The sequence below is a fragment of the Solirubrobacter ginsenosidimutans genome, from assembly GCF_027587205.1.
The window spans coordinates 1-19,117 of sequence record NZ_JAPDOD010000061.1 but is presented as its reverse complement, the minus strand read 5'-3'; the positions used below and the strand labels follow the sequence as shown (position 1 = coordinate 19,117).

20 protein-coding genes are annotated in these 19,117 nt (G+C 71.1%); 8 read left to right on the top strand and 12 right to left on the bottom strand.

The genetic code is table 11. The features are described from left to right. The first annotated feature begins 6 nt into the window (after positions 1–6). Both OM076_RS38415 and OM076_RS38410 read left to right on the top strand, forming a co-directional pair. Positions 7–813 carry an SDR family oxidoreductase gene (locus OM076_RS38415; RefSeq protein WP_270045485.1) on the top strand — a complete coding sequence of 269 codons (807 nt, stop codon included), beginning with the start codon at positions 7–9 and terminating at the stop codon, positions 811–813. 72 nt (positions 814–885) lie between these two features. After that, the gene (locus OM076_RS38410; protein ID WP_270045484.1) at positions 886–2,832 is read left to right on the top strand and encodes a M14 family zinc carboxypeptidase; all 1,947 of its coding nucleotides are present in this window, start codon (positions 886–888) and stop codon (positions 2,830–2,832) included. A gap of 44 nt (positions 2,833–2,876) precedes the next feature. Here the strand turns inward: OM076_RS38410 and OM076_RS38405 are convergent, their stop codons facing one another. From OM076_RS38405 to OM076_RS38355, 11 genes are read right to left on the bottom strand one after another with little or no spacing between them, the layout of a single operon-like run. After that, positions 2,877–3,671 (bottom strand): SDR family NAD(P)-dependent oxidoreductase, encoded by a 795-nt coding sequence (locus OM076_RS38405; protein WP_270045483.1) that lies wholly within the window; start codon positions 3,669–3,671, stop codon positions 2,877–2,879. Between the two features lie 36 nt (positions 3,672–3,707). Further along, positions 3,708–4,376 (bottom strand): biotin--[acetyl-CoA-carboxylase] ligase, encoded by a 669-nt coding sequence (locus OM076_RS38400; RefSeq protein WP_270045482.1) that lies wholly within the window; start codon positions 4,374–4,376, stop codon positions 3,708–3,710. Beyond that, complete coding sequence (gene cobA / locus OM076_RS38395) at positions 4,373–5,866, bottom strand: uroporphyrinogen-III C-methyltransferase (protein WP_270045481.1); 1,494 nt, start codon at positions 5,864–5,866, stop codon at positions 4,373–4,375. The genes OM076_RS38400 and cobA overlap by 4 nt, the downstream gene beginning before the upstream one ends. After that, entirely contained in the window at positions 5,863–6,708 is an 846-nt protein-coding gene (gene hemC / locus OM076_RS38390; protein WP_270045480.1) for a hydroxymethylbilane synthase, read from the bottom strand. The genes cobA and hemC overlap by 4 nt, the downstream gene beginning before the upstream one ends. Next, positions 6,705–8,003 (bottom strand): glutamyl-tRNA reductase, encoded by a 1,299-nt coding sequence (hemA, locus tag OM076_RS38385; protein WP_270045479.1) that lies wholly within the window; start codon positions 8,001–8,003, stop codon positions 6,705–6,707. Before hemA ends, hemC begins: the two co-directional genes overlap by 4 nt. Next, positions 8,000–8,203, bottom strand: a complete 204-nt coding sequence (locus tag OM076_RS38380; RefSeq protein WP_270045478.1) for a hypothetical protein — start codon at positions 8,201–8,203, stop codon at positions 8,000–8,002. Before OM076_RS38380 ends, hemA begins: the two co-directional genes overlap by 4 nt. After that, positions 8,203–8,934, bottom strand: coding sequence for a cytochrome c biogenesis protein (locus OM076_RS38375; protein ID WP_270045477.1), 732 nt, complete (start codon positions 8,932–8,934; stop codon positions 8,203–8,205). Before OM076_RS38375 ends, OM076_RS38380 begins: the two co-directional genes overlap by 1 nt. A gap of 4 nt (positions 8,935–8,938) precedes the next feature. Further along, the gene (locus OM076_RS38370; protein ID WP_270045476.1) at positions 8,939–9,613 is read right to left on the bottom strand and encodes a heme exporter protein CcmB; all 675 of its coding nucleotides are present in this window, start codon (positions 9,611–9,613) and stop codon (positions 8,939–8,941) included. Beyond that, positions 9,610–10,278, bottom strand: coding sequence for an ATP-binding cassette domain-containing protein (locus OM076_RS38365; RefSeq protein WP_270045475.1), 669 nt, complete (start codon positions 10,276–10,278; stop codon positions 9,610–9,612). The genes OM076_RS38370 and OM076_RS38365 overlap by 4 nt, the downstream gene beginning before the upstream one ends. Then, positions 10,256–10,738 carry a MogA/MoaB family molybdenum cofactor biosynthesis protein gene (locus tag OM076_RS38360; protein WP_270045518.1) on the bottom strand — a complete coding sequence of 161 codons (483 nt, stop codon included), beginning with the start codon at positions 10,736–10,738 and terminating at the stop codon, positions 10,256–10,258. Before OM076_RS38360 ends, OM076_RS38365 begins: the two co-directional genes overlap by 23 nt. Positions 10,739–10,761: 23 nt before the next feature. Next, positions 10,762–11,424 carry a precorrin-2 dehydrogenase/sirohydrochlorin ferrochelatase family protein gene (locus OM076_RS38355; protein ID WP_270045517.1) on the bottom strand — a complete coding sequence of 221 codons (663 nt, stop codon included), beginning with the start codon at positions 11,422–11,424 and terminating at the stop codon, positions 10,762–10,764. 106 nt (positions 11,425–11,530) lie between these two features. On the opposite strand from OM076_RS38355, the gene OM076_RS38350 reads away from it, so the two are divergent. The 3 genes from OM076_RS38350 to OM076_RS38340 are packed head-to-tail and all read left to right on the top strand — an operon-like array spanning position 11,531 to position 15,352. Further along, positions 11,531–12,316 (top strand): oxygenase MpaB family protein, encoded by a 786-nt coding sequence (locus tag OM076_RS38350; RefSeq protein ID WP_270045474.1) that lies wholly within the window; start codon positions 11,531–11,533, stop codon positions 12,314–12,316. Between the two features lie 40 nt (positions 12,317–12,356). Then, positions 12,357–12,755 carry a toll/interleukin-1 receptor domain-containing protein gene (locus OM076_RS38345; protein ID WP_270045473.1) on the top strand — a complete coding sequence of 133 codons (399 nt, stop codon included), beginning with the start codon at positions 12,357–12,359 and terminating at the stop codon, positions 12,753–12,755. After that, positions 12,752–15,352: an NACHT domain-containing protein gene (locus OM076_RS38340; protein WP_270045472.1), complete on the top strand. Its 2,601-nt coding sequence runs from the start codon at positions 12,752–12,754 to the stop codon at positions 15,350–15,352. Before OM076_RS38345 ends, OM076_RS38340 begins: the two co-directional genes overlap by 4 nt. Positions 15,353–15,355: 3 nt before the next feature. Here OM076_RS38340 and OM076_RS38335 read toward each other — a convergent pair whose 3' ends face one another. After that, positions 15,356–16,318: an ABC transporter permease subunit gene (locus tag OM076_RS38335; protein ID WP_270045471.1), complete on the bottom strand. Its 963-nt coding sequence runs from the start codon at positions 16,316–16,318 to the stop codon at positions 15,356–15,358. A gap of 57 nt (positions 16,319–16,375) precedes the next feature. On the opposite strand from OM076_RS38335, the gene OM076_RS38330 reads away from it, so the two are divergent. From OM076_RS38330 to OM076_RS38320, 3 genes are read left to right on the top strand one after another with little or no spacing between them, the layout of a single operon-like run. Beyond that, positions 16,376–17,053, top strand: coding sequence for a FadR/GntR family transcriptional regulator (locus OM076_RS38330; RefSeq protein WP_270045470.1), 678 nt, complete (start codon positions 16,376–16,378; stop codon positions 17,051–17,053). 3 nt (positions 17,054–17,056) lie between these two features. Then, the gene (locus OM076_RS38325; RefSeq protein ID WP_270045469.1) at positions 17,057–17,941 is read left to right on the top strand and encodes a dihydrodipicolinate synthase family protein; all 885 of its coding nucleotides are present in this window, start codon (positions 17,057–17,059) and stop codon (positions 17,939–17,941) included. Next, positions 17,938–18,942, top strand: a complete 1,005-nt coding sequence (locus OM076_RS38320; RefSeq protein WP_270045468.1) for a proline racemase family protein — start codon at positions 17,938–17,940, stop codon at positions 18,940–18,942. The genes OM076_RS38325 and OM076_RS38320 overlap by 4 nt, the downstream gene beginning before the upstream one ends. Positions 18,943–19,117: the final 175 nt, after the last annotated feature.

Sequence of the window (19,117 nt, the reverse complement as noted above, 5' to 3'; positions counted from 1 at the left end):
CGCCCGATGGACGTCGCCGGCAAGGTCGTAGTGGTCACCGGCGGAGCGTCAGGGATCGGGCGCGCGCTCGTCTACCGGTTCGCCGACGAGGGCGCGAAGGGGATCGTCGTCGCCGACCTCGACCAGGAGGGCGCGACCGACGTCGCGACCGATCTGGACAACGCGATCGCCGTCGGCTGCGATGTCGGCGATCCCGCACACGCCGACGTCCTGATCTCCGCCGCCGAGCAGTCGTTCGGCCCCGTCGATCTCTTCTGCGCGAACGCGGGGGTCGCGGTCGGCGTCGACCTCGCCTCGCCCGCGGACTGGGATCTGGCGCTGAACGTCAACGTCCGCGCCCACATCGCCGCCGCGCAGCGGCTCATCCCCGGCTGGCTTGAGCGCAAGAACGGCTACTTCCTCGCCACGGCCTCCGCGGCGGGCATCGCGTCGCAGATCGGCTCCGCGCCCTACGCGGTGACCAAGCACGCCGCAGTGGCGTTCGCGGAGTGGCTGAGCATCACCTACGGCGCCAAGGGCGTCGGCGTCAGCTGCCTGTGCCCGATGGGCGTCAACACGCCGCTGCTCAACGACGGGCTGGGCGGCGAGGACGGACTCGGGTTCCGGGTCGTCACGGCCGCGGCGCCGGTGCTAGAGCCCGACGACGTCGCCGACGCCGTCATCGACGGCCTCGCCGACGAGACCTTCCTCATCCTGCCGCACCCCGAGGTCCTCGAGTTCTTGCAGCGCAAGGCCTCCGACTACGACCGCTGGCTCGCCGGCATGCGCCGCCTGCAGGCGCGCGTCGAAGAACCTCCACGCCCGCGCGATTGACCCGTTCATGGGGACCCCATAGGGTCCTCATCCGGAGGAGGGTCAGTTTTCACGTATGAGGGGGTCCCAAGGATGTCACCCGTCAAGCGGGCAGCAGGAATGCTGGCCGCGGTTGCGGCAATCGGCGTGTGCGTCACGCCATCGATCGCGAAGGCCGATCCGGTCGTCGACGCTGCCGTAGCGCAGCTCGCCGACCTCAACCTCGGCACGCTCACAGGGATGCCGAGCGGGCGCACGACGTACCGCACGACCGACGAGTTCAACGCCGAGCTCACAGCGCTCGCCACGACCTACCCGACCCAGGTGGTCGTCAAGGACGCGCCCTTCAAGAGCATCCAGGGCCGCACGATCAAGTACGTCGAGATCACGAACAACGCCGCCGCGGTCGGCGACGGCAAGCCCGTGTTCTTCAACATGGGCGGGATCCACGGCAACGAGACGGCGGGCGCCGAGGACAGCCTGGAGTTCGCGTACGACGTGCTGCTGCAGGCCAAGACCAACCCGAAGGTCGCCGCGCTGCTGGACAAGGTGCGGTTGATCGACCTGCCGCTCACCAACCCCGACGGCCACGCCTTCAAGAACGCCACCACGGGTGCCGCCGCGCCGCGCCGCGCGAGCTGCGGTCCGTTCGGGGCGATCGTCCCGCCCGCCACGTGCAGCCCCTCAGGCGTCGATCTCAACCGCAACTATCCGTTCGGCTGGGGCTCCAACATCGGCGTCAGCCTGACGCAGCGCGGTAGCGGCCCGGGCTCCGAGCCCGAGGTCAAGAACACGATGGACATCGTGCTCAAGAACCAGGTCGTGACCCTCGTCACCCAGCACACCAACTCGCGCGCGGTCTTCTACCCGGGCCTGGAGGTCTTCGCCGGCCAGACGCCCGACCTCAACAACGGCTACCGCGACCTCGCGCTGGCCATGGGTCACGCGACGGCTGACGGCTACACCAACGTCCGCGACTCGGCGCACGACTACGAGACCAGCGGCGAGACGGTCGACTGGTCCTACTACGCGACCCGCGGCATCGCCAACACGCTCGAGCTCGTCGGCTCCGGCGCGGGCTGCCCGCAGGCGCTTCCGCCGTACCAGCAGTGCACGGCGCCCGACTACACCGGCACCGCCGGCCCGGGCTCGACCGCCGCGCAGACCGCCCGCTTCCAGGGCCACCCGGTCCGCAACGCGATCTGGCTGAACCTCGTCTACGCGTCGCTGGCCGGCGCGCACTCGCAGATCACCGGCAAGGCCGTCCCCGGCGCGACGCTGAAGATCACGAAGGACTTCAACCTCTACACCGCGCCGGTGCAGATCGGCAACACGGTCGGCGGCGGCGACAAGGTCGGCGGGCCGTCAACGCCGCCGCAGGCGATCCCGACCCACATCGAGTCCTCGCTGACGGTCCCGGCCTCGGGCACGTTCAAGTGGGATGTCAACCCGTCCGTGCGCCCGGTCCCCGCGTATGAGGCCGACGGCGTGCACGCCGGCCCGCGCGGCTTCTACCAGGAGAGCTACACGCTGACCTGCACGGCGGCCGACGGCACCCTGCTGGGCACCACCAAGGTCCTCGTCGACAAGGGCGACGTGGCCAACATCACGCCCTGCACCACCGGCGGCGTCGGCGGCTCCGTCCCGGCGACCCTGTCGCTGACGCTGGGCGCCCCGGCCACGTTCGGCGCGTTCACGCCGGGCATCGCCAAGGACTACTCCGCGGCGACGACCGCCACGGTCATCTCGACCGCGGGTGACGCGACGCTCTCCGTCGCCGACCCGAGCGCCACCGCCACGGGCCACCTCGTCAACGGCACCTTCTCGCTGCCGCAGACGCTGCAGGCCGCGGCCCGGACCGCCGCCTTCGCGCCGGTCGGCGGTTCCGCCGCTCCCACGACGCTGCTCACGTACAGCGGCCCGATCAGCAATGACTCGGTCGCGCTGAACTTCAAGCAGTCGATCGGGGTCAACGACGCGCTTCGCACCGGCACCTACGCGAAGACGCTCACCTTCACGCTGTCGACTACGACTCCGTAAAGACCTTCGGCGGCCGGCCCTGCACGGGGCCGGCCGCCAGTCGGTCACAACGCTTTCAGCATCCCGCCGTCGACGACCCATTCGGCGCCCGTCGTGCTCGCCGACCGCGGCGAGGCGAGAAGGGCGACCGCGTCGGCGATCTCCTGCGGCGTGACGAACCGTCCCGTCGTGAGCTGCATCTGCGCGGGCGCGAGCGTGGAGACGACGCTGCCCGCGTCGGTTCCCGCCCACCCGGCGACGATGTCCGCCGCGCCGCCCGCGTCGGTCCACCACGGGGTGAGCGTGGGTCCGGGCGAGACACTGTTGACGCGGACGCCCGCCGCGCCGAACTCCTCCGACAGCCCCTTCGTGAGGTTCAGCATCGCCGCCTTCGCCGCGCCGTAGTCGAGGTTCATCGGCGCCGGCTGCCGGCCGACCACCGAGGCGACGTTGATGATCGACCCGCCGCCACGCTCGAGCAGCAGCGGCAGAGCGGCACGGCAGGCGCGTACGGTGGACAGCAGGTTGAACTCCAGGATCGCCTGCCAGTCGGCGTCGTCGCGGGAGAGGAAGCCCGCGTGCGGAAGCCGGTCGCCGGGCGGCGGGCCGCCCAGGTTGTTGACGAGGACGTCGAGGCCGCCGTAGACCTCGGCGGCGCGGGCGATGACCTCGGCGGGCGCGGCGGGGTCCATCAGGTCGACGGGGACGTGCAGCAGCTCGCCGTCCAGGGGCGGGAGCGGCGTCCGCGAGGCGGCCACGACGCGGGCTCCCTCGTCGAGCAGGGTGCGCACGATCGCGAGCCCGATGCCCTTGGAGGCGCCCGTGACCACGGCCACGCGGCCGTTGAGTTGAAGATCCATGCCCTCCCAACGCGCCGCCGCGGCGCGGTGTGAGGTTCAGACGCTCAAGGTCACTTCGCCGGCATTGAGCGTCGTGGTCGTGCCGTCCGGGAGCTGGACGAGCAGCGCGCCGGTGTCGTCGATCCCTGCGCCGATGCCCTCGCCGCCGTCCCAGCGCACGGTCTTGCCGAGGAGAGCGTCGCGCTCGCGCAGGGCCTCCAGCGTGGCGGACTTGGGCTCGTCCAGGCGGGTCTCGAGGGCGCTCAGCAGCGCCGACAGCGTCGCGTCGAGCTCGGACGGGTCGCGGCCGAGCGTCCCCGCGACCGCGGCGGCCTCGGGCGGGAGCGCGGCGACGTCGACGGCGACATTGACCCCGATTCCCAGCACCGCCCACCCGCGCGCCTCGACGAGGATGCCGGCCACCTTGCGGCCGTCGATCCAGACGTCGTTGGGCCACTTCACCAGCGCCGACGGCCCGGCGACGTCGGCGACCGCGAGTCCGGCCCGCAGCGGCAGCAGGTCGTCGAACTCGCGCAGGATCAGCGAGGCGGCGATGGCGACGTCCGGCGGCGTGACCCAGCTACGGCCCTGCCGGCCGCGCCCCGCGGTCTGCTCGCTCGCGGTCACGAGCGTGCCGTGCGCGGCGCCCTCTTCGGCCAATTCGCGCGCGCGCTCGTTGGTCGAGCCGATCGACGCGTGGTGCTCGCGGGGTTCTCCGAGGCTCATGCCGCAGACGTTACGGCGTCCGCGAGCAAGGCGGCGATCAGCCCGTCGGGCGTGTGCGGATCGGCCTCGAGATCGGGCTCCCAGCCCAGCCCGCGCAACTCCGCGCTCGTCGCGGGCCCGATCGACACCAGCCGCGGTCCGTCCAGCGACCCGCCGGCGGCGGCGAAGAAGCGCGCGGACGAGGCCGAGGTGAAGAGCACGTAGTCGGCGGCGGCCGCGGCCGCGCGCGCGTCGTCATCCAGCGGCTCCGGCACCGTCTCGTAGAGCGCGACGACGTCGACCTCCGAGCCACGCTCGCGCAGCGCGTCGATCAGGACGTCGCGGCCTTCGGCGGCGCGGGCGACGAGAACGCGCTGGAACGCCGGCGCGCCCGAGGAAGCGGGGGTGGCGCGCAGCGTGGCAGCGGCGGCCGCGTGCGCGTCGAGCGCCTCCACGAGCCCCTCGGCCACGGCTCGCTGGGGCACGATGTCGGCGTCGATGCCGTGCGCGTGCAGGGCTCTCGCCGTGCCCGGGCCGATCGCCGCCACGGTCACTCCCGCCAGGTCGCGGGCGTCGCGGAGGTGGGTGAAGAGCTGATCGGCGCCGGTCGGGGACGTGACGCACAGCAGGTCGTAGCCGCGGACGTCCGGGACCGTGACGTCGAGCGCCTGGGTGCGGATCGCCGGCGCCTCCACGACCGACGCGCCCAGCGCGCGCAGCCGCGCGGCCAAGGCGGACGCCTGCGCCCGCGCCCGCGTCACGGCGACGGTCCGCCCGTACAGCGGGCGCGTCTCGAGCCATGCCAACTGCTCACGCAGCGCGGCGACCGGGCCGACCAGTGTGATGGCCGGCGCGCGAATCCCCTCGACGGAGCCGATCTCCGCCAGCGTGGACAGCACCGTCTTCTGTCCCGGGAGCGTGCCCTGCTCGACGACCGCGACCGGCTCGTCGGCCGCCCGCCCGCCCGCGATCAGCTGTGACGCGATCCGTGGCAGCGCCTTGACGCCCATGTAGAAGACGAGCGTGCCCGGGAACGCCGCCAGCGCGGGCCAATCCAATGCCGTCTCGGGCTTGGACGGGTTCTCGTGACCCGTCACGAACGCCACGCCCGAGGCCAGCTCGCGATGCGTGACCGGCACGCCCGCGTAGGCGGGAGCCGCGATCCCCGCGGTGATCCCTGGCACGACCTCGAACGGGATGCCCGCCTGGCGGAGCACGAGCGCCTCCTCGCCGCCGCGCCCGAAGACGAACGGATCGCCGCCCTTCAGCCGAACCACGCTTCGCCCGCCGGACCCGTACTGAACGAGCAGCCGGTCGATCTCCTCCTGCGGCATCTGCGGCCCGCCGCCCTGCTTGCCGACGTAGACCAGCTCGGCCTGGACGCCGTCGAGGATGCCCGGCGGGATCAGCCGGTCGTACAAGATCACGTCAGCGCTATCGATCAGCTCGCGCGCCCGCACGGTCAACAGGCCCGGATCTCCCGGTCCCGCACCCACGAGGAACACCGTCATGGCGCCAGCGCCCGCAGCAGCTCGATCGCTCCGGCGCGCAGCAACGCGTCCGCCAGCTCCTCGGCCGAGGTCGCCTCCTCGGCGAGCCACCACGACCCGTCAGGCAGCCCGACGAAGCCGCGTACGACCCCGCCCGACGCCAGCACACCTACCGGCGTGTGGCAGTTGGCCTCCAAGGCGCGAACGACGTGGCGCTCGGCGTCCAAAGCCGCGTGGGTGGACGCGTGGTCCGCGCGCGCCGCCTCCGACGCGGCGGGTGAGCCCGCCCGCGCCTGGATCGCGATCACGCCCTGGCCCGCGGCGGGGATGAAGACGCCGTCGTGCAGCAGCGCACCCGCCTCGCCCCGGCGCCCGAGCCGATCGAGCCCGGCCGCGGCCAGCACCAGCACGTCGACCTCGCCGCCCGCCCGCTTGGCCAGCCGCGTGTCCACGTTGCCGCGGATCTCGCACACCTCGAGATCGGGCCGCGCGGCCAGCAGCTGGGCGCGGCGGCGCAACGCGCTCGTCCCCACCCGCGCGCCTTCGCGCACCGACGCCAGCGCGTTCTCACCCACGAGCACGTCGAACGGCTCGGCCCGCCGCGGCGTCGCCGCGATCACCGTGCCCGGCGCCAGCTCGCCCGGGACGTCCTTGGCGGAGTGCACCGCGAGATCGATCGACCCGTCCAGCAAGGCGGACTCCAAGGCGCCCACCCAGCGCGACTTGTCGCCGCGTGCGCGGTCGACGTCCCCGGCGGTCGTGATCTTGACCAGCTCGACGTCGCCGCCGATCAGCCGCGCGACCTCGTTCGCCTGCGCCAGCGCCAGAGCGCTGCCGCGGGTGCCAAGCCGAAGTGCCGTCACCCGTGGAGCCGGCGGACCTCGGCGGCCTCGTCCGCGTCGGCCGCAGCCGCCTCTTCGAGGCCGAAGAGCTCGCGCAGGAGCGAGAGCCGCGCGTGGCGATCCGCCGCGTCGAGCGAGCGCACCCGCGCGGTGGGCTCGTGCAGCAGCCGGTTGACGGCCGCGCGCGTCATCGCCTCGACCCGCTCGGCGTCGCGCTCGGACAGCGACTCCCAGCGCCCGGAGTTCTCGGCCAGCAGGCCGTCCACGATCGAGTCCCCGAGCGAGCGCAGGGCGCTCAGCGTCGGTAGGACCTCCAGGCGCCCGAGCCAGCCCGCGAACGACTGGATCTCGTCCTCGACGATCGCCTCCGCGCGCCGGGCCTCCTCACGGCGCACCGAGAGATTCCCGCGCACCTGGGCCTGCAGCGCGTCCATGTCGAGCAGCGTCACGCCGGAGACCGCGGAGCAGCCGGGATCGATGTCGCGCGGCACGGCCAGATCGACCAGCAGCAGCGGCCGCCCGTCGCGCTCCGCCATCACCGCGGCCAGCTCCTCCGGCCCGATGATCGCGTGCGGCGAAGCGGTTGACGAGACGACGACGTCGGCCCGCACGAGCTCCTCGGGCAGCGCGTCGAACGACCCCGACGCGCCACCGAAGCGCTGCGCCAAGGCGATCGCCCGGTCACGCCGCCGGTTGGCCACGAACATCGTCGTGACGCCGTGGAAGTGGAACGCGCGCGCGACCTGCTCGGCGTTCTCGCCCGCGCCGACGATCAGCACGTGGCGCGACGCGAGGTCACCCACGAGCGCCCGCGCGGACTCGACCGCCACCGACGCCACCGAGGCCTGGCCGACCGAGATCGTCGTCTCCGTCCGCACCCGCTTGCCGGTGGCCAGCGCGGCGCGGAAGAGCTTGTTGGTCATCGGCCCGGTCGTGTGCGCGGCCAGCGCGCGCTCGTAGGCCCGCTTGACCTGGCCCTGGATCTCCGCCTCGCCCACGACCATCGAATCGAGCCCGGAGACCACGCGGTACAGATGCCGCGCGGCGTCGCAGTTGCGTGCCGTGTAGAGCGCATCGGCGAGCTCCCCGCCCGCCCGCGCAGCCAGCATCGACGCGACCGCCGGCTCCGGGTCCTCACCCACGACGTAGAGCTCGGTCCGGTTGCACGTCGAGACGGCGACCGCCTCGGTGATCCCGGGATGGGCCACGAGCTCCGACAGGAACGGCTCGACCTGGCCGTCGAGCAACGCCAGCCGCTCGCGTACGGCCAAAGGCGCCGTCTTATGCGACGCGCCCAGCGCCAACAGCTCACTCACCGTGCGACGGTCTCCCGATCGTCGTCGGACTCGGAGGCCGCCAGGCGGCGCTCCAGCAACTCGGTCACTTCTCCCAGATCCTTCTCGATCCGCGACAGCCTGCCCGCCATGATCGCGACATAGATGAGGACCAGGGCGAGGAAGACCAGGTAGGCGGCGGCAACGTACTTGCCGGCTTCGTCGAGGGGGAGGGCGGGCATCAGAGCGTGGGTGCGGCGGAGCGTCGCGGGTTGCCGGCCCAGACCTCTTCGTCACCGGCGAGCTTGCGCTTGAGCGCCCGCAGCCGGAACGTGGCGCTCTTGGACGCCAGCTCGTACTTCCACAGCGTCACGAACAGCAGCGCCATCGCGATCAGCGAGAGGTAGAAGGTGATCCGCATCTCGCCGGGCATCGAGCCGCCGGTGGTCGAGAGCACGCGCGGGTGCACCAGCGGCTGCGCCAGCCGCACGGCCATGAAGTTCAGCGGCACGAAGGCGCCCGCGACGATCGAGAAGACCGCGGCGTAGCGCGACTGGCGTTCCGGGTCGTCGATCGAGAAGCGCAGCGGCTGGTAGCACGCATACAAGAGGAAGACGATCAGGAAGCTCACGAGCGTCGGCTCGTCCCACGTCCACCACACGCCCCACGACGCTTTGGCCCAGATCGAGCCGGTCACGAGCGCGCCGACCCCGAGGATCAGCGACAGGTGGATCGCGACGTAGGAGCGCAGGTCGTGCATCCGGTCGCCCGAGCGCAGGTACAGGATCCCGTAGATCCCGCCTGCCACGAACCCGCACAGCGCGACGATCGCCAGGGGCACGTGCAGGTAGAAGATCTTTTGGATGAAGCCCTGGTCGGCCTCGTTGGGCGCGTAGAAGAACACCAGGGCGAACGCGCCCACAATGAGCGCGACGGTGATGAGCGAGAGGGTCTTCAGACCCCGGCCGAACACTGCGTCATTCCTCCAGCAGGAAGTCGAAGATCGCGTAGGCGAGCAGCCCGAAGACCAGATCATAGAGGCCGAGGACGAGCAGCCAGCGCCCCTCGAGCGCACCCGCGCCGTCTGCGGCCAGCAATGGGTCGCAGGCGCGCGCCCCCGCGATCACCAGCGGGACCGACAGCGGAAGTGCCAGCAAAGGGACCAGAAGATCGCGTGCGCGGGTCTGCACGGCGAGCGCCGCGACCAGGGTCCCGATCACCGCCAGGCCGACGTCGGCGAGCAGGAAGACCAGCGCCAGCGACGGCAGTCCCGGCCACGGCGACGGCCCGAGCAGCAGGATCGCGAACGCGGCGACGACGAACACCTCGACCGCCGCCAGGAAGACGAACAGGACTGTCGCCTTGGCCACGAACAAGGCGGTGCGGTCGACCGGCGCCAGCAGGAAGCCGTCGAAGCCGCCCTCCTCGCGCTCGGCGACGAACAGGCGGTTGATGCCGAGGATCGCGGCGAACAGCAACGTCACCCACAGGATCCCCGAGGCCAGCCCGCCGGAGACCTCCTTCTGGTCCAGCGCGAAATGAAAGAGGACGAAGGTGCTCAGCGAGAACAGGACCATCGCCGGCACCGACTCGGGGCTGCGCAGCTCCAGCCGCACGTCCTTGCGGATCAGCGCCGAGACCGCCCGCCTCATACGTACAGCGCTCGCACGTCGGCAGGGGTGACCGCGCCCGCCCGCTCGAGCAGCGCCACCCGCCCACCGCGCAGGCCCAGCACCAGATCCGCCTCCGCCAGTCCGTGCTCGACGTCGTGGGAGATCACCACGCGCGTCCCGGAGGAGATCAGCGGCGCCACCAGCGCCGCGGCACCCGGGTCCAGCCCCGCCAGCGGCTCGTCGAGCAGCAAGAGATCCGGCTCGTGCAGGACCGCGCGGCAGACCGCGGTGCGCTGCAGCATCCCGCGCGAGTAGGTGTGCACCGGATCGTCGGCCCGCAGCCGCATCCCGACCGCATCGAGCAGTTCGTCGATACGGGCGAACGGGACGTCGTGCAGCCGCGCGTGGAAGCGCAGGTTCTCGCGCGCGGTCAGGTCCCGGTAGAGCAGCGGCTCGTGGCCCAGGAAGCCGAGCCGGCCGCGCACCGCCCAGCCCTCGCGAGGGACCTGCTTGCCCAGCACCCGTGCGACGCCGTGGTGCGGCTTCAGCAGCGTCGCCAGGATCCGCAGCAGCGTGGTCTTCCCCGCTCCGTTGGAGCCGAAGACCGCCAGCGTCTCGCCCTCTTCGACATCAAGCGTGACCCCGGCGAGCGCGATCCGCTCGCCGTACGCCCGCCCGACGTCAGCCAGCTCGATCGCTCTCATGGTGCGACGAATCCCCGCTGAGGGTGCGCACCACGTGCTTGAGCGTCGGCGCGATGACCGGGAAGAGCTGGTCGATCGACTTCGGGGAGCCCGGGAAGTTCACGATCAGCGTCTTTCCGGCGATGCCCGAGACGCCGCGGGTGAGGATGCCCAGCGGCGTGTGCTTGAGGCCTTCGGCGCGCATCGTCTCGGCGAACCCGGGCGCGTCGCGCTCGATCACGGCCTTCGTCGCCTCCGGCGTGATGTCGTTGGGGGTCATCCCCGTGCCGCCGGTCGTGAAGACCAGGTCGACGCCCGCCTCGACGAAGTGGCGCAGGCGGTCCTCGATCAGCGCGAAGTCGTCCGGGACGACCTCCATCGCGGTCACCTCGCAGCCCGACTCCTCGGCGGCCGCGGCGAGCTTGGGACCTGAGAGGTCCTCGTTCTCACGGCGTGAGACGGAGGTGGAGACGGTGAGAATGGCGGCGCGGATGGCGGAAGAGCCTACGCGGTGGCCGGTTCGTGTGCCCGCTGGGCGTCGGCGATCAGGGCCCGCACCGCGGTCTCGTCGCCGGCGCGCAGCAGCTCGACCGGGTCGGGCTCGCCGTTGACGATGGCCTCGAAGAACGCCTTGCGGTCCTGGTAGGTCGGCAGCGTGCCCTTGGCCCAGCCGCGCACCTCGTTGAGCAGCACCGCCAGCCGGGCGTACGGCTCGCCGAAGCTCTCGGCGATCTCGGCCTTGATCCGCTTCGCCAGGGCGGGTGAGGCGCCGGCGGTCGAGATCGCGATGGCCAGCGGGCCGGTACGGACGATCGCCGGCAGGATGAAGTTGCACAGCGGCGGGACGTCGACGACGTTGACGAGCATCGCGCGCCGCTCGGCGTCGTTGTAGACGCCGATGTTGACGTCGGTGTCGTTGGTCGCCGCGATCGCGATGAACGTGGCTTCGAGGTCGCCGGTCTCGTACGGGCGGCGGAGCCACTCGATCGAGCCTTCCTGGGCGAGCGCCTCGAGCTCAGGCTCGGCCTGCGGGGCGATCAGGACGACGCGGCCGTCGCACGCCAGCAGTCCTTCGACCTTCTCGAGGCCGATCGAGCCGCCGCCGACCACGACGCACCGGCGACCCGTCAGCTTTAGGCACGCGATGTAGAACGGCGTGTCGAGCATGTCGCGCACGCAGGTCTGGTCACAGATCCCGCGCCGGTACTGACAGACGCACTCTTTCCCCGCATAGGCCTGAGCTGGCATCGATCTATCACCGTACTAACTGCAGATGCAGCACTACTTCGATGACAGCTCCCTGCTGCGCCACGTCGTCGGCCACCGGCTGACCGCACTCTCCGGGCCGCGGGCGCTGCTGGTGATGGCCGCCCACCCGGTCGCGTTCGCCGGGTTCTTCGCCCACACCGGCGCGCTCGACGACCCCTACGCCCGCCTCCGGCGCACCGCGACGGTGATGGACGCGGTCGCCTTCGGCACCAAGGCGCGGGCGGACAAACTGACGGCGCACGTGCGCGCCATGCACCGCACGGTCTCCGGCGAGCTGCCCGAGGCCGCGGGCCCGTTCCCGGCCGGCACGCCGTATCGAGCCGACGACCCGAAGCTCCTGCTGTGGATCCTCGCCGCCCTGGCGGAGTCGGCGATGCTCGTCTACGGCAAGTACGTCCGTTCCCTGTCGGACGACGAGCTCAACGCGCTCTGGGCCGACTACCGGCTCGTGGGGCGCCGGTTCGGCCTGCGTGAGCGCGACATGCCGCGCGACATCGACGGCTTCCGCGCCTACATGGCCGGCATGTACGCGAGCGGCGAGCTGTTCGTCACGCCGGCGGCGCGGGCGCTGGCGATCGACGTCGTGATGCACCCGCCGGTCCCCCTGCGGGCGAAGCCGCTGGTCGAACTGGTCAACCAGATCACGATCGGCTGGCTCCCCCGCGACATCCGCCGCCAGTACGGCTTCTACTGGGACCCGCTGCGTGCTGTGGCGCTGCGCGGGGGCGCCGAGTACGTCAAACGCCTGGTCGTTCCCGTGTTGCCGCTTCGCCTCGCTCGCGCGGCCTGACGTTGCGCGGGGCGGCGCTCACCGGTAAAGATCCTCCGTTGTGACCGGCACGTTCATAAGTCATCGGCGTTCGGACACTGCGCTGGCGGAGAGACTGGCGGAGGACCTGCGATCGCTCGGGCATGAAGTCTGGTTCGACGAATGGGAGATCGACCTCGGCGACTCGATCGTCGAGAAGATGAACGCTGGGCTCACGACGACGCGCGCGCTCGTCCTGTGCTGTTCGGCGTCCGGGGTGGAGGCACCGTGGATCGGTCGCGAGTGGATGTCCGCGCTCGCCCGTCAGCTCAACGGCCACGGCATCAAGGTCCTCCCGGTGCTCCTCACCGGCTCCGAGCTGCCCCCGCTGCTGGCCGACCTCCGCTATGCCGATCTCCGGACTAACTACGCCACGGGCCTCGCCGAGCTCGATCGAGCTTTGGAGCGGCTGGCGCCATGAAACTGCTGATCGCGCACGCTCCGGGCGAGGAGGAGATCGCCGAACGGATCGCCGTGCCGCTGCGCGCGGCCGGATACGACGTCGCGCACCAGGGAACGGTGCTCGTCGGCGACTCGGTGATCGAGGAGGCTTCGGCGCTGCTCGGAGCAGGGGCGCACGTCGTGCTGTGCGGCACGGTGCGGTGCGTGGGGACCGGGTTGGCGTCCCGGATCGTGAACGCGGCGCGGATGAACCCGGCAACGCGGATCTATCCCTTGCAGGTCGATCGGGACGCCTACCTCGCACCGCTCGCGTTGGATGCGCGGCCAGCCGAGTACTGGCGCGATCCGGCGCGGGCGATGGCAGAGCTCATCAAGGCGCTCGCGGTACACCTGCCGTCCGCGAGCGGGGCGTCGGTGGACGTCACCGCGGCGGAGGCGAAGTACCGCCGGCTGCTGCAGGAGAGCTGCGACATCATCGGTCTGGCGAACCTGCCCGAGATGGACCGGCACATCGCGACCCGCCAGCTCGAGCTCCGGCGCTTGTACGTCGCGCTGCGCGTCCTGATCGACCCGCCGGACGATCAGATCGAAGCGCTCGAGCGCCGACCGGCGCAGCGTTCGGAGTTCGACGACGGAGAAGGGGAGGAGAACCTGGTTCTCGTCGCCTCGGTGGGCGAGCGCCTGAGCGAACGACGGCGACTGGTCGTCCTCGGGGATCCGGGCGCCGGGAAGACGACGATGCTGCGCTGGCTGGCGACGGCGTATCTGCTGCGGCTGCGCGACGATCCGCACTGGAGTCAGCTTCCGGACGTAGCCACGCTTCCGGATGAGGACTGGCTGCCGATCATGATCCGTTGCCGCGATCTGCCGCAGGCCGCGCTCGAAGGCTCGTTCGACGACGTCCTGACGTGGATGTTGCGGCGGGCGGAACTTGCGCCGGGCGAGGTCGAGGCGATGCGCGAGGCGCTTCGACGCCGGCTCGTCGAAGGCTCGGCGCTCGTCCTCATCGACGGGCTGGACGAGATCGCCGACGCGGGTGCGCGGGCCCGCTTCACCCAACACCTCGAAAGCATCCTCGGCGCTTATCCCGAGGCCGCGATCGTCGCCACCTCACGGATCGTCGGCTATCGCGAGATGGGCTATCGCCTGGGTCACCGGTTCGAGCACGTGACCGTCGCCGACTTGTCACCGGAGGACAAGGACCTGTTCGCGCGCCGTTGGTGCGCTGTGTCCGAGGTCAAGGAGCGGCGGGAGATCGCGGCGGAGGAGCTGATCGCCGACATCCATAGCGCCGACCGGATCGAGCGTCTGACCGGCAACCCGATGCTGCTGACGACGATGGCACTGATCAAGCGAAAGGTGGGCAAGCTCCCCAGCCGGCGCGCCGATCTGTACTGGAGCGCGGTCGAGGTCCTCCTCAACTGGCGCCGCGAGGTGGACGCGCCGCTGGACCAGCACGAGGCGATCCCGCAACTCGAGTACATCGCCTACGCGATGTGCGAGCGTGGCGAGCAGCGTCTGCGCGAAGACGAGATCCTCGAGCTGCTGCGCCAGATGCGCGCGGACTATCCGCAGGTGGCCCCTGTGCACGAGCGGTCACCCGAGGCGTTTCTCCAGCTGCTCGAACGCCGCACGGGGATCCTGTTGGAGGCGGGGCGGGTGCGGCATCTCGGTCGTGAGGTGCCGGTGTTCGAGTTCCGGCACCTCACGTTCCAGGAGTACCTCGCCGGCCTGGCGCTGGTCGACGGCAGGCATCCGAATCGCGACCGCTCGAGATCGCTCGCCGAACGGGTGGGCGATCTGGTGGGAGAACAGGACGGGGAGTTCGGGTTCGCGGAGAACTGGCGCGAGGCGGTGCGGCTCTGCGTCACCTCTTGCCGCGACGACGACGTCGACCCCGTCCTGCGGGCGATCGTCCGCCCGGACCGGGGCGAACAGAGCCTCGAGGCGGCCCGGAGCCGGGCGGCCCTGGCGGGACTCTGCATCGCCGACGAGCCGAACGTCAGCGACGAGGTGGCCGACGAGGTGATGCAAGCGCTGATCGATGTGGTCAACGGCCGTGACGGCAACGGTCCGGTCATCTCGATCATCGATCAGGCGGGCGCTGAGCTCGGGCGCTCCCGTTGGGCGGACCGCCTTTCCAGTGGGCTGATCGAGCGGTTCCTGGCGGACACCCAGGAAGAGAACGTGCGCTGCGGCGGACTGTGTGCGGACATCTCGGCAATGCGGCGACCGGAGTCGTGGCCGGACCTGGCGCCGTGGCTTAGCGAGCGTTTGGCCGGCCTCGCCGAGAGCGACGTGCGGCGGGCGACGAAGGCGGCGCTCGAGCTGATGCACTTCGCCTACGAATTCGATCGTCAGGACCGAGATCCGGATCTCGATCAGCGGACCGCCGCCGCGATCGTCGAACGCCTATTCGACCTTGCGGCCGCCGTCGGCCAGGCGCGCATGGCGGCCCTCTGGGCGCTGTTCTGGTTCGTTCCGACGCTCAGCACGCTGGGCATCGCCGGCGCTGTCACGCCGGCGCAAGCGGAGCTTCTGCGGGCCTGGAGGCACCGCGACGACCTCTCTGAAACCGAACGGCAGTTCGTCGCGGACATCCTGCAGTCGGCCTGAGACTCATCGCGACATCCGGACTCTTGGGTCGAGCCGGTATTGAACTGCGTCTGCCAGGGCGTTCGCCAGCACGACCAGCACCACTCCCTCGATGACCAGCGCCTCCAGCACCGGGATGTCGGCGGGCGAGCGGACGGCGCTGTTGATGACCCGGAACAGGCCGGGGATGTTGTAGGCGTACTCGATGATCGCGATGTTGATCAGCAGCGTCGAGACGTTGACGCCGGTCATCGCCGCGATCGCGGGGCCGGCGATCGGGAGCGCGTGGCGGTTGACCACTTGCCGTTCGGAGAGGCCCTTTGCCCGGGCGGTTCGGATGAAGTCCTCCTGCAGGTCCTCGCGCATGTGCACCTCGGTGAGGCGCAGGGTGAAGGCGGCCAGCGGCGCCGCGGCCAGCAGCCACGGCAGCCACATCGCGCGCAGGAACAGCAGCGGGTCCTCGCTGAACGGGACGTACTGGCCCTGTCCGGAAAGGAACGGGAGGCGGATGAACTCGCTCGCGTTCGATGAGAAGTAGAAGAGCACCAGCAGGCTCTGCAAGAGGACGGGCGACGAGAGCTGCAGGGCCGTGGCGGTGTGGAGGACGCGGGTCCGGCGGCGACCGTCGTGGGTGGCGCAGAAGCGCCCGCCCGCGACGCCCACCGCGGTGCCGATCAGCAGGGCGCCGAGCAGCAGGCTGAGGTCGACCGGGACGCGCTCGCGGACCATCTGGGCGACCGGACCCGGGCCGTACTGGGGGCACAGCGGCACGCACGGATCGCGGTGCTGGTTGTAGCGCCGCCCCGTCGTCTCCCCGAAGTTCTGGTGGATGAACACGTCGACCATCCACGCGGGCGTACCCGTGATGGTGGTGGTCAGGGGCGTGCCTTCGCGTTCGGTGGCGGTGACGGTGAAGAACACATGGCCGAACGCGGCGGCGGCCAGCACCGTCGCGATCAGCACCCCCGCCCGGCGCGCAACCCGCACACGGGTGTTATGGCAGACGTCAATGTGGTACTGTCTTCGTACCACTTGGTCGCGAGTATGTCTGACGAACGAACCACTTTCCGTCCTCTCCAGCGCTACGAGCAGATCGCCGAGCGGCTGGCGGACGACATCCGTTCCGGGGTCCTGGCGCCCGGCGAGCGGCTGCCGTCCGAGCGCGACCTCGCGCGCACGCTCGAGGTCAGCCGCGCCTCGGTGCGCGAGGCGCTGGCGTCACTCGCGCTGCAGGGCGTGGTCGAGACGCGCCACGGGGCCGGAACGTTCGTCGTCGGGCTGCCACCGTCGGAGCCGCCGCACGACGCGTCACCGTCAGCGGTCCTGGAGGCACGGCTCGCGCTCGAGCCCGCGATAGCGCGGCTCGCCGCCGCCCGCGGCCAGGCCGACGAGGTCGCCGAGAAGCTGCTGGCCGCGATGGAGGCCGAGCCGGTCGACATCGCCACCTGGAACGCCTCCGATCGCCTCTTCCACCGTCAGCTCGCCGCCATGACCGGCAACCCGGTCCTGCTGGCGTTCGCCGATCACGTCGCCGCGCTGATGGACGAGCCGCTGTGGCAGCGCCTGCGCGACGACTCGATCGCCGAGCCCGGCCGCACCCGGATCCACGTGGCCGAGCACCGCATGATCTACGAGGCGATCGTCGCCGGCGACGCCGAAGCCGCCGCCTTCTACTCCATCCAGCACATCAACCGCGTCCGCGCCTACATGGAGCTCTCCTAAGCCATGGCCTTCGAAGGCATCATCCCCGCCGTCACCACCCCGTTCACCGCCGACGACCAGGTCGATGTCGCGGCGCTGAAGGAGAACATCGCGAACCTCATCGAGGCCGGCGTGCACGGGTTCGTCGCCACCGGCACGATGGGCGAGGCCGGCTCGCTGACCACCGAGGAGCGCGCGCTGGTCGTCCGCTCGGTCGTCGAGGCCGCCGCGGGCCGCGTCCCGGTCACGGTCGGCATCTCCTCCGGCACGGCCAAGCAGTCGCTGATCTACGCCGCCGACGCGAAGGCCGCCGGCGCCCAGTACGTCATGTCGCTGCCGCCGCTGGCCTACCGCGCCGACGACGACGAGGTCATCGCCTTCTACACCGAGCTCGCCACCTGCGGCCTGCCGGTCATGGCCTACAACAACCCCGAGGCATCGGGCGTCGACATGTCCGCGGACCTGATCGCCCGCATCTACGACGAGGTCGACGGCGTCATCGCCATCAAGGAGTGCTCAGGCGACGCGCGCCGCATCCCCGCGCTGCTGAACCTCGACGGCGACCTCGAGGTCATCGTCGGCGGCGACGACTGGGCGCTCGAGGGCTTCGCCGCCGGCGCGATCGGCTGGATCACCGGCGTGGGCGTGCTCGCCCCGCGTGAGACCGTCGAGCTCTACGAGGCGGTGCTCACGCAGGATCTGCCGCGCGCCCGCGACGTGTACCGTCGTCTGCTCCCCGTCGCCCGCTTCGACATGACCTCCAAGCTCGTCCAGTACTTCAAGGCCGCCCAGGACGCCGTGGGCTTCAACGGCGGCCCGACCCGCGCGCCGCGCCTGCCGCTGAAGGCCGACGAGGTCGCCGCGCTCGAGGAGGCCCTCGCGATCCTGCGCGAGCCGGCGGCGGTATGAGAGCAGCCCGCTACTTCGCGTCGGTCGACTCCCACACGGAGGGGATGCCGACCCGCGTCATCACCGGCGGCGTCGGTCCCGTTCCCGGCGAGACGATGCTGGAGCGCAAGCTCCACTTCGAGGCCGAGCTCGACGAGCTGCGCCTGCTGCTGATGCGCGAACCCCGCGGCCACGGCGCGATGTCGGGGGCGATCCTTCAGCCCCCGACCCGCCCGGACGCCGACTGGGGCGTGCTCTTCATCGAGGTGTCCGGCCTGCTGCCGATGTGCGGCCACGGGACGATCGGCGTCGCGACCGTGCTGGTGGAGACCGGCATGGTGACCGTCACCGAGCCCGAGACGGTCATCCGCCTCGATGTCCCCGCGGGCCTGGTCGAGGCGCGCGTGCGGGTGGAGAACGGCCGCGCGCAGTCGGTCACGATCCGCAACGTCCCGTCGTTCCTGTCCGCGCGGGACCGGGTCGTCTCGGTCCCCGGCTACGGCGACATCACGTACGACATGGCCTTCGGCGGGAACTTCTACGCGCTCACGCCGGCGGCGGACGCGGGGCTGGTCGTTGACCCGGCTCGCAACACCGAGCTGGTCGAGGCGGGGCTCGCCGTGATGGCGGCGATCAATTCCGTCGACCGTCCGGTGCACCCTGGGGATGCGCGGATCAATGGGTGTCATCACGTGGTGTTCCACGAGCCGGGGCGGGATGGAGCGGACGCGGTTGCCGCCACGTCGATCCATCCGGGGTGGCTGGACCGGTCGCCATGCGGGACGGGGACGAGCGCGCGGATGGCGCAGCTGCACGCACGGGGCGAACTCGCGCTCGGTTCGCCGTTCGTCAACCAATCGGTCATCGGAACCCGGTTCACGGGGCGGCTCGTTGAGGAGACTTCCGTCGCCGGTGTGGCGGCGGTCGTGCCGGAGATCACGGGGCGGGCGTGGGTGACGGGGATGGGGCAATACCTTTTGGACCCCTCTGATCCGTTTCCCGCTGGGTTTGCTCTGTCGTAGCCGGTCGCCGTGGTTGATAGTGCGCGTTTGAGGGTCAGTGCGCGGGTTTCGATCAGGTTCGCACTGGTCGAGTTGGCGCGCTGGTGGGGGTGATGAACATGTGCGTCCTCACAGGACGGTGGATTCATCCGGTCGATGCAACACGATCGTGTTCGTGTCGTGAGATCGGGGGTTG